The organism is uncultured Methanobrevibacter sp. (assembly GCF_905235195.1).
GTDB lineage: Archaea > Methanobacteriota > Methanobacteria > Methanobacteriales > Methanobacteriaceae > Methanarmilla.
This window is the reverse complement of record NZ_CAJOKH010000004.1, coordinates 1-14,647: the sequence shown is the minus strand read 5'-3', so window position 1 is coordinate 14,647 and position 14,647 is coordinate 1. Positions and strand designations below refer to the sequence as shown.

At 27.2% G+C, this 14,647-nt stretch carries 16 protein-coding genes; 14 read left to right on the top strand and 2 right to left on the bottom strand.

Features of this window, described 5'->3' with window-relative positions:
- Positions 1-201 precede the first annotated feature (201 nt).
- From QZ146_RS00650 to QZ146_RS00615, 8 genes are all read left to right on the top strand, one after another.
- Positions 202-723 carry a pyruvate ferredoxin oxidoreductase subunit gamma gene (locus QZ146_RS00650; RefSeq protein WP_295721448.1) on the top strand — a complete coding sequence of 174 codons (522 nt, stop codon included), beginning with the start codon at positions 202-204 and terminating at the stop codon, positions 721-723.
- A gap of 17 nt (positions 724-740) precedes the next feature.
- The gene (gene porD, locus QZ146_RS00645) at positions 741-989 is read left to right on the top strand and encodes a pyruvate synthase subunit PorD (protein WP_295721446.1); all 249 of its coding nucleotides are present in this window, start codon (positions 741-743) and stop codon (positions 987-989) included.
- A gap of 15 nt (positions 990-1,004) precedes the next feature.
- The gene (gene porA, locus QZ146_RS00640) at positions 1,005-2,156 is read left to right on the top strand and encodes a pyruvate synthase subunit PorA (protein WP_295721444.1); all 1,152 of its coding nucleotides are present in this window, start codon (positions 1,005-1,007) and stop codon (positions 2,154-2,156) included.
- A gap of 1 nt (position 2,157) precedes the next feature.
- Complete coding sequence (gene porB, locus QZ146_RS00635) at positions 2,158-3,024, top strand: pyruvate synthase subunit PorB (RefSeq protein ID WP_295721442.1); 867 nt, start codon at positions 2,158-2,160, stop codon at positions 3,022-3,024.
- 1 nt (position 3,025) lies between these two features.
- Positions 3,026-3,529 (top strand): 4Fe-4S dicluster domain-containing protein, encoded by a 504-nt coding sequence (locus QZ146_RS00630; protein WP_295721472.1) that lies wholly within the window; start codon positions 3,026-3,028, stop codon positions 3,527-3,529.
- Positions 3,530-3,538: 9 nt separating this feature from the next.
- A complete protein-coding gene (locus QZ146_RS00625) occupies positions 3,539-3,979 on the top strand; it encodes a 4Fe-4S dicluster domain-containing protein (RefSeq protein ID WP_295721440.1) in 441 nt (146 codons plus the stop codon).
- 708 nt (positions 3,980-4,687) lie between these two features.
- Positions 4,688-4,873, top strand: coding sequence for a hypothetical protein (locus QZ146_RS00620; RefSeq protein ID WP_295721438.1), 186 nt, complete (start codon positions 4,688-4,690; stop codon positions 4,871-4,873).
- 616 nt (positions 4,874-5,489) lie between these two features.
- On the top strand, positions 5,490-6,401 hold the full coding sequence (locus tag QZ146_RS00615; protein WP_295721436.1) for a DUF4013 domain-containing protein: 912 nt from the start codon (positions 5,490-5,492) through the stop codon (positions 6,399-6,401).
- A 217-nt stretch (positions 6,402-6,618) separates the two neighbouring features.
- Here the strand turns inward: QZ146_RS00615 and QZ146_RS00610 are convergent, their stop codons facing one another.
- On the bottom strand, positions 6,619-6,804 hold the full coding sequence (locus QZ146_RS00610; RefSeq protein WP_295721434.1) for a hypothetical protein: 186 nt from the start codon (positions 6,802-6,804) through the stop codon (positions 6,619-6,621).
- A gap of 296 nt (positions 6,805-7,100) precedes the next feature.
- Here QZ146_RS00610 and QZ146_RS00605 point away from each other — a divergent pair, with 296 nt between their 5' ends.
- From QZ146_RS00605 to QZ146_RS00580, 6 genes are all read left to right on the top strand, one after another.
- On the top strand, positions 7,101-8,054 hold the full coding sequence (locus tag QZ146_RS00605; RefSeq protein ID WP_295721432.1) for an ABC transporter substrate-binding protein: 954 nt from the start codon (positions 7,101-7,103) through the stop codon (positions 8,052-8,054).
- 240 nt (positions 8,055-8,294) lie between these two features.
- Positions 8,295-9,032, top strand: a complete 738-nt coding sequence (locus QZ146_RS00600; protein WP_295721470.1) for an ABC transporter permease — start codon at positions 8,295-8,297, stop codon at positions 9,030-9,032.
- Between the two features lie 63 nt (positions 9,033-9,095).
- Positions 9,096-9,848, top strand: coding sequence for an ABC transporter ATP-binding protein (locus tag QZ146_RS00595; RefSeq protein WP_295721430.1), 753 nt, complete (start codon positions 9,096-9,098; stop codon positions 9,846-9,848).
- A 797-nt stretch (positions 9,849-10,645) separates the two neighbouring features.
- Entirely contained in the window at positions 10,646-11,893 is a 1,248-nt protein-coding gene (locus QZ146_RS00590) for a DUF3100 domain-containing protein (protein WP_295721428.1), read from the top strand.
- Positions 11,894-12,045: 152 nt separating this feature from the next.
- Positions 12,046-12,891, top strand: a complete 846-nt coding sequence (locus QZ146_RS00585) for a fumarate hydratase (protein WP_295721426.1) — start codon at positions 12,046-12,048, stop codon at positions 12,889-12,891.
- Positions 12,892-12,946: 55 nt separating this feature from the next.
- Complete coding sequence (locus QZ146_RS00580; RefSeq protein ID WP_295721425.1) at positions 12,947-13,513, top strand: phosphatase PAP2 family protein; 567 nt, start codon at positions 12,947-12,949, stop codon at positions 13,511-13,513.
- Between the two features lie 61 nt (positions 13,514-13,574).
- Here QZ146_RS00580 and QZ146_RS00575 read toward each other — a convergent pair whose 3' ends face one another.
- A complete protein-coding gene (locus tag QZ146_RS00575; protein ID WP_295721423.1) occupies positions 13,575-14,465 on the bottom strand; it encodes a PhoU domain-containing protein in 891 nt (296 codons plus the stop codon).
- Positions 14,466-14,647 lie beyond the last annotated feature (182 nt).

The following is a 14,647-nucleotide window of genomic DNA, read 5'->3' as shown; positions in this document are numbered from 1 at the left end:
TTATAATATTCTATTAATAATTATAATAATTTTAAATTTGAATTTAAAAAAATAATATGGTTTAATGCTTTTAAAAATTTAAGAATTTATAATGATTTAACATTAAAAATATAAAAATTTATATACTTAGTAATTTATAATGATTATACATGATAGATTTAATGAATTATTAATCATCACAAGAAAATGGAGGAAAAATAAATGATTGAAATTCGATATCATGGACGTGGAGGCCAAGGTGCTGTAACAGCTGCAGAGATTTTAGCTAAAGCAGCTTTTGAAGATGGTAAATACAGTCAAGCATTTCCATCATTTGGTGTAGAAAGAAGAGGCGCACCAGTATCTGCTTTCACAAGAATTGATGATAAACCAATCGAACTTAGATATCAAATCTATAATCCTGACCACATTTTAGTATTAGATGATGGATTAGCAGATGTAGTTGATATATATTCTGGAATTAAAGAAAATAGTGATGTAATTATTAATACACACAAAGATATTAAAAGTGAAAAAGTGCCCATACATAAAATTGATGCAACCAAAGTAGCATTAGATATTTTAGGAAGACCTATTGTAAACACTATTATTTTAGGATATTTTGCTAAAAAAACTGGTGTAGTAAGTATAGAAGCATTAGAAAAAGTAATTAAAGATGTCTTCCCAAGTAAAATTGGAGAAAAAAATGTTCAAGCTGTTAGAAAAGCTTATGATATGGGATAATTATTAAGGTGATTAAAATGACAACATCAGTAGGGTGTACTATAGATAAACCTGGAAGTACAAGAGTTAATAAAACTGGTAGTTGGAGAACATTCAAACCTATTGTAAATAAAGAAAAATGTGTGGAATGTGATAACTGCTATATATTTTGTCCTGAAGGTTCTATAAACCAAGAATACGAAATTGATTATGATTTTTGTAAAGGCTGTGGTATATGTTCAAATGAATGCCCAGTCAATGCTATTAAAATGGAAATAGATAATTAATAGAGAGGGAAATAAATGACTAAAAAAGTTATGACTGCAACAGCTGCAATATCAAATGCAGTAAAATTAGCTAAACCAGATGTTATTCCTGTTTATCCTATTACACCAATGACTACTGTAGCAGAATATATAGCTGACTATGTAGCAAATGGTGAACTTGATACAGAATATATTAGGGTAGAATCAGAACACAGTGCAATGAGTGCTGCAATAGGAGCAAGTAGTACTGGAGTTCGAACATATACTGCAACTTCTTCACAAGGATTAATGTATATGCACGAAGTATTATTTGCAGCAGCAGGTATGAGAGCTCCAATAGTTATGGGAGAGGCAAATAGATCTATTTCTTCACCGTTATGTATATTGAACGATCAACAAGATTCAATTGCACAAAGAGATTCCGGATGGATGCAATTCTATGCTAAAGATGGACAAGAAGCATTAGATTTAACACTTACAGCATTTAAAGTTGCAGAAAATGAAAATATATTATTACCGGCAATGGTATGTATTGATGGATTTATAATTACTCATACTAATGAAATTGTAGATGTTCCTGAACAAGAAGAAGTAGACAGATTTTTACCTCCTTATGTTCCAAAATATTCCTATTTAGATCCTGAAAAACCTGTTACCGTTGGAAGTTTTACAGATTCTAGATATTATATGGATGCAAGATATGCTGTTGAAGTTGCAATGAACAAATCTGTTGAAGTAATCGAAGATGCATTGAAAGACTTCAAAGATATTTTTGGAAGAGAACATGATTTAATTGAAACCTACAAATGCGAAGATGCTGATATTATCTTTATTGGTTTAGGTTCAGTTTGTAGTACTGTTAAAGTATTAGTTGATGAAATGCGTGAGAAAGGAGAAAAAGTTGGAATGCTTAGAATTGTTTCATACAGACCTTTCCCAAGTGAGAAAATTAATGAAGCTATTAAAAATGCAAGTAAAATAGCAGTAATGGAAAAAGACATTAGTTTTGGAATGGGTGGAGCATTATATCAAGATTTAAAAACTACTGTTGAAGGTAAAGAAATCATAGACTTTGTTATTGGATTAGGTGGAAGAGACATTACTCCATCTGCAATATATGAAGTATTAGAAAGAACTAAAAACCCAACTAAAATTATTAATTGGATTGGCGTTGAGGAGGTTGACTAAAATGGATTTTCCTAAAGAAGAACTTTTAGCACCGGGACACAGAGGTTGTGCTGGATGTGGAGCAGCATTAGCTGTAAGATTAGCACTTAAACAAGCAGGAAAAAATACAGTTGTAATTACTGCAACAGGATGTCTTGAAGTTATGACAACCCCATATCCTGAAACAGCATGGGAAGTCCCATTTGTACACGTTGCATTTGAGAATGCTGGTGCAGTGGCAAGTGGTGTTGAAAGAGCGCTAAAAGCTCAAGGAAAAGAAGATGTTAATGTCATAGCATTTGGTGGAGATGGAGGAAGTGTAGATATTGGTTTACAATCCATTTCTGGAGCTATGGAAAGAGGACATAATTTAACCTATATTTGTTATGATAATGAAGCATATATGAATACAGGTATACAAAGAAGTGGAGCTACTCCTTGGGGTGCATCAACTACAACTTCACCTAGTGGAAGTATAAGTTATGGTGAAGATAAACCTAAGAAAAACATGCCTATGATTATGGCAGCACATGGAATTCCATATATTGCAACAGCTTCAATTTCATATCCTGAAGATTATATGAATAAAGTTAAAAAAGCAATTGAAACTAAAGGTCCTGCTTACATACACTTAAGTCAACCATGTACTACTGGTTGGGGATTCGACCCTTCAAAAACTATTGAAGTTGGAAGACTTAGTGTTGAAACTGGTTTCTGGCCATTATATGAAATTGAAAATGGTGAATTTAAAGTAACTTATAGACCAACTGAAAGAAAACCTGTAGTAGAATATTTAAAATCTCAAAAAAGATTCAAACATTTAGGTGAAGAACAAGTTCAAACCATACAAGATTATGTAGATAACCAATGCGACGAATTTGGAATCTGAGGTGAGAACATTGAAAAAAATATTAGTACAAAGAGACCTATGTGATGGATGTAAAGACTGTGAAAATGCTTGTAGTTCATTACATGGAACTTCTAGAATAAATATTTTAGAATATGATAGTTCTTACTACCCAGTTCTTTGTCAACAATGTCAAGATCCTGCATGTGAAGTAATATGCCCTACAGGAGCAATGACAAATGAAGGAATTGATTCAGACAAATGTATTGCATGTGGTTTATGTGCTTTAGCATGCCCATTTGGTGCAATCACCATTTATGATAAAAGTTCTGAAAAATGTAATAGATGTATTGACAGAAGCGAAGGACCTGCATGTGTTCAGGCATGTTCTAAAAGAGCTATCGCATTAGTAGATACAAACAAACTTGTTGATAAAAAACGTGCAGATTATATTTCAAAAGTTGCTGGTGGCAATAAAAAACAATCCAAAGGTATGATTAATGTATTAACAAGTGATACAAGAGCAAGTAAATCTTTCGAGGACTAAGGTGAAACAATGAGAGAATTAGTTTTAAATCCTGAAGAATGTGTTGATTGTGGTAAATGTGAAAGGTCATGCCCAAATAATGCAATTCACTTATATGATGGAATACCATTATTCTGTATGCATTGTAGTCCTGATAAAGCACCATGCCTTTTAAATTGTCCTGAAGGAGCTATCGAATATCTCGGAGGAGCAATAACAATCAATGAAGAAAAATGTATTGGTTGTGGTGTTTGTAGAAATGTTTGTCCAATAGGCGCAATAAATATGGATAGCAATCATGCAAAAAAGTGTGATTTGTGTATTAATAAAGATACACAAAAATGTGTGGCAGTATGTCCAACAGGTGCATTAAAAGATAATTCTAATGAATTACGCCATAGCAAACAAGCAAAAATTGCTAAAGAACTTAATTATTTGAAAAAATTAAGTGAAAATTTAACTGAAAACTAGAATAATTTTTTAATTATTCTTTTTTAACTTTTTAAATTTATTTAAACCTATTAAACTTATTTTGATTTATATTAAACTTAAAAAAAAACTTATTTTAACTACTTAACTTAATAAACCTATTAAACTTATTTTGAGTTATATTAAACTTAAAAAAAAACTTATTTTAACTACTTAACTATGAATAAATTGTAGAGATTGTCAAATCAAACAAAAAATGATAACAGTTATTGATAGAGAAAATATATAAAGATTGATAAATTCATAAAAATGTGATAATCCTTACCTTCAAAAATAGTCATGCCAAAAATATTAATTAACTATTTGAAAATTAAAAAAAAAATTAAATTTTTAAAATAAAATTTTAACAAAATAACAAAAATAATATTCTATAATACAATATATTAAGTAATAGTTTTTTAATATTTTACTATGAGGGAATTGAAAGAGCACTAGAATCTAGAATCGTTTCAAGTATTTCAGCATTAATTGGACCTTTAATATTCACATTCATATTATACCTATTTATTGGAAGTAATAATATATGGGCATCCTACCCCTTAGGATTGTTTTTTAAATAGTTGCTGTTGCAATTTATATAAAAATAATACAAACAAACAAAGAAAAAGAGTATTCCGGCCTATTTTTCAATAAAAAAAAAGGGTTAATGGATAAAACTAGAAATTATACTTTAAAAGTAAAAATGATAATGTGAAAAATGAAATGTATAATCATTTGAAAACATTGAATGTTGATAGCTTATATTTGGAAACATTAAACAAAATAATTATGACAATTTTTGATTTAGACAATGAAAGCATAGAAATAGAAATACTAATTATTGATTATGATGATAAAATCACTATTAATATGAAAGACAAGGAAAAAGTGAAATAATGAAAAATATTGAAAAAAAATTTTTCCAATGAAAAAATCCAAATTAGTGAAGTATTAGGATTTAATAATATTGAATATTCTATTTTAAAAAATTAAATATTCTTAAAGTTAAACTTTTTTTTATTTAACTGGTTTTTAATAATAAAAATTAAATAGAAATTTAAAAAATATAATTTTTAAAATTCCTCAAAGAATATGATCGAAACTATATTTAAATTTAATACATGAGGAAATAATAAATTTTTTAATATAATTCTAATGAATAACTAATAGATTATTTAATTAAATAGGTACTGAATATAAATCTAATTAATTTAATGAAAATACCCCCCCTCTGCTAGGTTAATTTTAGAGAAATATATTAAATAAAAAATTTTGATTAAAAATAATATGATAGTTAATTTAATTCAATTGGATGAAAAATTATATTTTTTATAATGAGTGTCCATTTTTCTAAAAAAAGAAAATAGCAATAAATATAAATACTTTATTTAATAAAATATAGAATATTTAATAATATTGATGTGAAAATAAAGAAATAATAATATTAAATATTGCATTAATGCAAAAAAATTAAAAAAGAGATGTCGAATATCTATTAAATATAGGTGATAATATGAATATAACAGATATAATTAAGGAAGCATTCGTATTTCCATCAAAAAATTTAGGACCTCTTGCAATATATACTATTTTAACACTAGTAATTGCCTTCTTTTCTGTTGGAGGATTAATATATGCTACATTAGTTGGAGATATTATAAAAGCCATACTTGGTGTTATAATATTCATTATTTCAATCATAGCAGAATTTATACTGATGGGATATCAAATTAAACTCGTAAAAACAGGAATTGATTCAACTGAGGCAAGTCCTGAATTTGAGTGGAAAGACGACTGTGTTACAGGTATTAAATATTTAGTTTTAAAAATTGTTTATGGTATAATTCCATTAATAATTACTATAATTATGGGTCTTGTTACAAACATTCCCGGTAATGTGTCTGCAATTTTAGAGCAAATAACAACTAGCCTTTCACAACAAACTGGTTCTACTGCTATAAATGCATTAGTTAATATGAATTCAACCAATAGTACTGAATATATGAATGCACTTAGTACTTTGAATGCTACCAACAGTACAAATGTTATGCCTACAATAACAGTTTCAAATACATTAATATCAAACTTAGAAACTTCCTTAGCAATTACTGCAGTGGTTTCAATTATTGTATTTTTAATCTTTGAAATTCTCAAATTAATTGCTGAAGGAAGATTAGCAAATACTGGTAGTATAGGTAATGCTTTAAACATGCCTCAAGTATTTAAAGAAATGGGAGAAATAGGATATGGAAAAGTTATCGGACTTTACATTTTAATACTTATAATAATCTTAATAATTAATTTAATCTTTGGAATAATTACTGGATATCTCCCAATGCTTTGTATTATTTCAATAATATTAAGCCCATACTTAATATTCTTCATTAAAAGAGCAACTGGATTATTATATTCTGAAATAGCTTAATTAATTAAGCTATTTTTATATTTTATTTTTTTATATTCACATCTTTATTTTAAAAACTATTTTTTTAGGACTTTCAAATTAAAAAAAGAGTATTTTTTATATATTTTTAGAAAAAGTAAGTTTATAAAATTATTAAATAATAAATAAAAAGAAATTTTAAAAATAGAATAAATTGATTTTTGTACTGTAAGTGAATATTTTAATCAAAAGCCATAATCTATTTATTCTCATGAGAAATTTTTAAAGATTCTAAATAATTTTCATGTATTTCCTCAGCCAAATCATCATTTCCCTCAATAATTGGACCTGTATAATCACAGTCATTACAAACAAATTGGGACCAATTTTGGGGGATGATCCATTCAACATTTTTAGAACCACATCTAGGACAAATTTTATGCATCGAATCACCTAAATTAGATTTTATCTTGAACATTATTATATAAATAATAATAATAAATGAATCAATGAATATTTTCTAACTATCACTACTTAATAGTATTATATTTGATTACTTAATAATTTTTTCTAAAACAAACAATTATAAACAAAACTAAAATATAATAATTTAGTATAAAATTTTCCACTAATAATCAGTAATTTTATATTATTTTAAAACAAAATAATTATAGTTTCAATTTATAACATTATTTAAAAAAATTATATTTATTGATTTATAAAAAAAGTCAAGTGATTTTTATGGATAAAAAAATTATTGCAATTATTGCTATAATCATTATAGGTATTTTAGCTATTGGGTTTTATTTTACAAATAATAATGATAGTGAGACCGATGATAATGTAGTAAATATTGGTCACTTACCTTCAGATCATGATGCTGCACTTTTTGTTGCAAAAGAAAAGAAAATGTATGAATCTCAAGGACTACAAGTTGAAATTACCCAATTTAATAATGGTGGAGATTTAATAACAGCAATGGCAAGTGGAGATATTGATGTTGGTTATGTGGGTATCACTCCAGTATTATCATCTATTTCTCAAAAGGTCCCAATAAAAATTGTATCTGGTGCTCAAATTGAAGGAAGTTCAATTGTTGCAAATAAAAATAGTGGAATTAATACAGTTGAAGATTTAAAAGGTAAAAATGTAGCAACCCCTGGTGAAGCAACCATCCAATATATACTTTTAAGTTATGCTTTAAATCAATCAGGAGTGTCAACTAATAATGTAGAATTTACTACAATGAAAGCTGCTCAAATGACTGATACTTTAAAAGCTGGAAGGATAGATGCTATGATTATATGGGAACCATATGCTTCAATTGCAGTTAAAAATGGAGCAGGAAAACTCGTTGAAACCAGTGGTCAAATTGTCGCTGAACATCCATGCTGTTGTGTAGTGGCAAGAGAAGATTTCATTAAAAAACATAACGACAAATTGAAAAAAATCTTAAAAGCACATGAAAATGCTACTAAATTCATAAATGAAAATCCTGAAGAAGCTTCAAATTGTTTACCTGATGACATTGTGCCTGATAAAAAATTACAAAAAGATATTGTTGCTAACACCACCTACATTTATGGTTTAGATAACAATTACAAAGAAAAAGTAATGGATTTCATGAATCTGGAAATAGAATTAGGGGTTTTAGATAAACCTTTAACTGAAGAACAATTATTTGCAGATGTTTAGAATAAACTTGAAATAAGTATTCTTATAGAAAATCTTATTTCATATTTTTTTATAATCATAAATATCAAATTCATCTTTAATATGAATTTAATTAAAGAATGTAAAAAAAAATTATTAATAAATGATTTAAGATGAAAAATGAACTTAATTAACCAATAATATTATATATTATATTTTAAAACATTAATATATAATAAATTCAATTTAGATTAATTAAATAAGAACGTGGTATATGTGGATATTAATAAAAAATTATTACCAATTATTTTACCAGCATTTTTAATTATAGTTTGGTATATACTTACTGATGCCTTCTATATTATTCCGGCGTATATATTACCTGGCCCGATAAATGTATTTTCTGCATGTTGGACTTTATTTGCTAGTGGAAAAATTATGATGCATACAACCAGTACCTTAATAAAAGTATTTTTAGGAATTATTATTGCTTCAGTTGTTGCTATTCCATTAGGTATTATTCTTGGTTGGTCTGAAACTTTAGATCGTTTAACTTCCTTAATAATTAGTATACTTAGACCAATTCCGCCGATTTCATGGATCCCATTTGCTATTTTATGGTTCGGTATAGGATTATCCTCATCAGTATTCGTTATATTTATTGGTTGTGTATTTTCAGTACTTGTATACACTATTGACGGAGTAAAAAGAACTGATAAAGTTTTAATTGAAGCTGCTCAAACTTTAGGTGCAAAAAATTGGGACATACTAATTAAAATCGTTCTCCCATCTGCATTGCCTTATATAGTCTCAGGACTTAAAGTAGGTGTAAGTATTGCATTAATGTGTACCGTATCTGCTGAGATGATTGCTTCAAGCAAAGGTTTAGGATATATGATCTTAACAGCAAGTCAATTATTCCAACCTGGAACTGTAGTAGTAGGTATGGTCATTATTGGTATAATAGGTATTTTATTTGATTATATATTTAGAAAAGCACAAGATAAAATATTCTGGTAATTATTAGGATTACAAACTTTAAATCAAAGAAGATTAAAAATTTTAATTTTTAAGGTGTTTATATTGGCAATTGATGTAAAAAAAGTTTCTAAAACATATATTAGAAAGGAAGAAAATTTTACAGTATTAAACAATGTAGATTTACATATAGAGGATGGAGAATTCGTTTGTTTTTTAGGACCTTCTGGTTGTGGAAAAACCACACTTTTAAGGATAATTGCTGGTTTAGAAAAAGCAGATGATGGAGAAGTATATGATAGAGGAGAACTTGTAACAGGCCCCTCAAAAGAGAGAGGATTTATTTTCCAGCAATACTCTTTATTTCCTTGGTTAAATGTTTTAGATAATGTAATGTTTGGATTGAAATTAAATAATAAATCAAGCAAAGCAGAAAATTTGGCTACTGCTGAAGAATACTTAAAAAAAGTAGGATTATCTGAATTTAAATACAATTACCCACATGAGTTATCTGGAGGTATGAAACAAAGAGCGGCTATTATCCGTTCTTTAGTAAATCACCCTCCAATTTTACTTATGGATGAACCGTTTTCAGCAGTTGACATGCTCAATAGACATAACTTACAAGACAATTTGATTACTCTTTGGAAAAAAATTAATTCAACAATTCTATTTGTAACTCACGATATTGATGAAGCTATTTATTTAGCTGATAAAATTGTGATTATGGATAAAAATCCTGGTAGAATCCAAGAGATTGTTGAAGTTCCTTTTGAAAGACCTCGTCAAAGAGAATCAGAAGAAATATTAAAGTTCCAAGATAAAATTGAAGGTAAGTTAGCTCAGTGGGAACTTTAAACAAGGTTTTGAAGTATTCGGCTAAAATACTATAAATAAAATAATATTTATGTTTAATTGAATAAAGTATGGTTATTATTAGAACAGGAAAATAATAATTTTATAAACAATTTGTTTAGATTAAAAATAATTAATATTGTTGATTATTTATTGTTAAACCATTCTTTATTCACTTCACTATTTTGGCTGATATTTTAAGAGTCTCACAATAAATTTAAAAAAGAAGCTCTAGCTTAAATCTTTTAATTAGTTTTATATAATATTTTAAAATTTAAATAAAATTGAAGTTATATTTTATTATTTAAAACTGTTTTTACAATGTTTTAGATTTCTAATTTTATAGATTCATATAATTATTATTCAATTTAATTAGAAAATTATTTTAATGAATTGAACATCAAAATTAACTGAATCATTTCTATTTAATTAATTTTTAAGGATATAGAGATTATTTTAAAAAGTTCATATATTAGGAACTATTTATCTAAAATAAGCTATTTTTATTATTTTTAATTCACAAAAAGAGAATAATTTTTCATAAAATAGATTAGTTTATAAATAAAAACATCTAAATTATTTTTATTATAATATTGCTTATAATTATTTTAAAAAAATAGATATTATATACTAGATTATAACTTATAAATCTAAAAGCTACATGAAAAATAAGAGGGATTTTTATTACTGACCAACAACCTCATATTTATAGGAAAAAAACAGATAGAGCATTAAAAAAAAGACCACCTTGGGTCGAATATAAATTACATATCGTCGTTTTATTTTTAGTAATTATTTCAATGTTTATTGGAGTAATTGAAATTGAAATAACCGACAATATTAAAATCATGTTATTACCCTTATTATATGCATTGGTGATGGGTTTAGCACTTTATTTAGCAAAGCCTATTACCTTTGTAGGGCCTAAACAATCTAAAGTAGCTGAAAGTGCTATGGTTTTATTTATTGGTGTTTTAATTGCAAAATTAGCTATTTCAAGTGGACAAAATATGGACGATATTTTTAAGGTAGGTCCAGCATTAATTTTACAGCTATTTGGAGACTTAGGAACCCTTATAGCTTTACCTGTTGCTTTATTATTAGGATTTAGAAGAGAAGTAATAGGTATGACCAGTTCTATTTGTCGTGAACCTAATTTAGGAGTAATTATTGATAAATATGGTTTCAAATCTCCTGAAACACGTGGAGTTTTAGCAATATTTGTTATTGGATCTATAATAGGTACTGCTTTTATAAGTCTATTATCAAGTATAAGTGCTTCAGTTTTACCAATACACCCTTATGCTTTTGCAATGGGTTCAGGAATAGGTAGTGCAAGTATGAATGCTGCATCATTAGCTTCAATATCTCATATGTATCCAACAATGGCAGCTGAATTAGAAGCATTTGCAGGATGTAGTAATCTTCTCTCATTCTGTTTTGGTATTTATATGTGTATGTTCGTTTCTTTACCTATTGCAGAAAAATTATATAGTTGGTTATCCCCCCGCATAGGACATGATGAGAAACCAAAGAATGAAAAGTATGAAATTGAAGGATTAAAAAATGATAAATATATTTCTAATGATGAACTAACAAAAGGTAAAGTTAAAAGATGGGTGCCCTTACTTTTAATTTTCTCCATCATAGTTGCTATTGGAAATTATATAGGTTATAACTCTCCAATTATTGATACTTTTATTGGAATGCTTATAATTTCTCTAATAACCATTATTGGTATGTGTCTTGAAAGGATTATACCTGTAAATATTCAATCAATTATCTATATAAGTTTAATAGGTATAATTATAGCTATTCCCGGCCTTCCAACCTCCCACTTTGTTTCACATTATGTTTCACAAATAAATTTAGTTACTGTTTGTACTGTATTTTTAGCATATGTTGGTATTGCAATTGGAAATGACTGGGAAGAATTTAAAAAGATTGGTTGGAAAGGAATTATAATTACACTAATTGTAATTTCTGGAACATACTTTGGTTCTGCAATAATGGCTCATTTAACATTATTTGCAACTGGTGTAATCTAATTAAATACCTTATTACTATAACTTCAGATTATCATAGAGATTGATAAAAAAAATATTAGATAAGCTATTAGTAAAAAATAAGAAATAAAGAAAAATAAATATATTTCTTAAAATTTTAATTTTAATATAATTATTTACGATTAGGTATTAATATGATAAGTGAAAAAACTGTTGAAGAGACCGTTTGCCAACTTTATAAAAAAGCGGTTATTGATTTAAATGATGATGTAATTAAATCACTAGAAAATGCACTGAAAAATGAGAGTGATGAACTAGCCAAGCTAAATATTGAAAACATTTTAAAAAATATTAAACTTGCTCATGAAAATCAAATTCCAATGTGTCAAGATACCGGTCTTGGAATAGTTTTTGTAAAACTTGGAAATGTAGAAGTTGAAAACTTAAAAACTGCAATTGAAAAAGGTATAAAAAAAGCAAGTAGCAAAGTTCCCCTTAGACCAAATATTGTTGACCCTTTAACACGAGAAAACTCCGGAAATAATCTTGGAGATAAAATTCCTTATATTAATATTGAACTAACAGATACAGATTATCTTGAGCTAACAATACTTCCAAAAGGATTCGGATCTGAAAACAACAATAAACTTAAAATGGCACTTCCCGCAGAAGGAGAAGAGGGAATAAAAGACTTTGTAGTTGAAAGTGTACTTCAAGCAGGAGGTAAACCCTGCCCACCAATGGTAGTAGGAGTTGGAATTGGTGGAACATCAGATATGGCCATGAAACTTGCAAAAGAAGCTATGCTTGATGAGATTGGTACTCCTAATAAAGATCCTAAACTTGCCGAAATGGAAAAAGAAATACTAAATAAAATTAACTTAAATGGTAAAGGTCCAATGGGTCTTGGTGGTAAGACTACTGCACTAGATGTTAAAATAAAAACCGCTGCAACACATACTGCAGGATTACCAATTGGTGTTTGTATACAATGTTGGGCACATAGACATAAAACAGCAATAATAAAAGATGAAAATTAATGAAGTTTGATTTATATTGATTAATCAAATTTTCAGTACAAATGAAGGTGGATACATGGATATATTAACTTTAGTAAACAACGGAATGGCAAATCCCTTTTTTGATACAATAGTGCCTATTATATATGTACTTACAGATGAATATAAATTACCAATATATCTAATAATTCTTTTAATAATTGCATGGGTTTTAAAAAAGGATAAACTTAAAAATATAATCATATTATGTTTTTTTGCATTATTATTTGCATATTTAATAGTATTTCTCCTAAAACATTTCTATATAAGTCCTAGACCCTATACAGTTTTAAGTAATATACGGCTTGTAGGTACTAATAATAGTATTAATTCATTTCCTTCAGGACATATTGCAATTTCAATGACAGTTATTAGTGTTATTTTAATGAAAGTTAAACAATATAAAAAAATATTAATTGTTTTATCAATTATATATCTAGTTGTAATATCCTTTACCTTATTATATGCTGGTGTCCACTACCCAATTGATTTAATTGCAGGAGGAATAGTTGGTCTTATATCTGCCACTATTGCCATTTTTTTATCAGATAAATATCTTAATAAACACTTGCTAAAATGGAAAAAGAAAATTAGAATAAATTAATAGAAATATTGAAGATTATTAAAATTAAATTCCATTTAAGATTAAAGGGAATAAATTAAAATTATTCCCTAAATGTACGGGGAGTGATTGTACGAGGAATATTTTTATGGAATTCTCCTGCAGTATCCACTATTTCTACACAAATATCCCCAATTCTTTCAAATGCCTTAACGACACGAGAGATGTAAATATAATAATTAGAACGTTCTTTATCATCAAAGGAAGTTTCTACCATTTGAGTTGCAATTTCCCCTAATGAGTTCTTTTGAAGTTCATGCATCTTTTCTTCCAAATCCATTACATCATCTTTTAGCTCAATTTTTCCTTTTAAAAATGCTTCCATTGAATAATTAATCATTTTTTCATTTAACTTATACATTTTCTTAATATAATATAAAAGGTCATCATCAGCTTCATAAACATCATTTACAACAAATTTAGCAATATGACCACAATAATCACCAATACGCTCTAAATCATATGCAATTTCATTATATAAGACAGTTTTAGAAAAATGAGACTGTTGATTAATACTTACAACAGTTTCAACAGAAGTTTTAACCTTTTCAAAAATAGTATTTGTAGTAAAATCCATTTTTAAAGCTTCATCTGCTTTAGAATAATCATTTTCAAGTAATGATTCAACTGAAATTCTTAATTCTTCTTTAACATGATCCCTCATACTTTTTAACATACTTGTTATTAAAAGATTTTCTGAATGGTGTGATGATTCAATATTATTTTCAAATCTATCTGCAATTTGCTCATAGCTATCCAAATCAATCATATAGGATCTTTTAACTATCCCCTCTTGAATTAAAGGTTGCATTAATTTAGTTACATAACGGCGACTAATTCCCAATTTATCTGCAATTTCCTGTTGAGTAGAGGGATTCATATAAAGTATAACATCCAAAATATCTTTTAATGTTCTATTACTTTTACTAACCATATTCCACCTAAATATTTCTTAGTTTATTTCTTATTATGAGAAATAATATTTAATATAAGTATTATTTTTAAATAATTTAAAGTTTTTAGGGGTCTGAAATCTTCTGAATAAAATTCGGGCTGAAATCTCTTATTTTTTATATTTATCATATTCATTTATAATTGTTTGTAAAAATACAATTC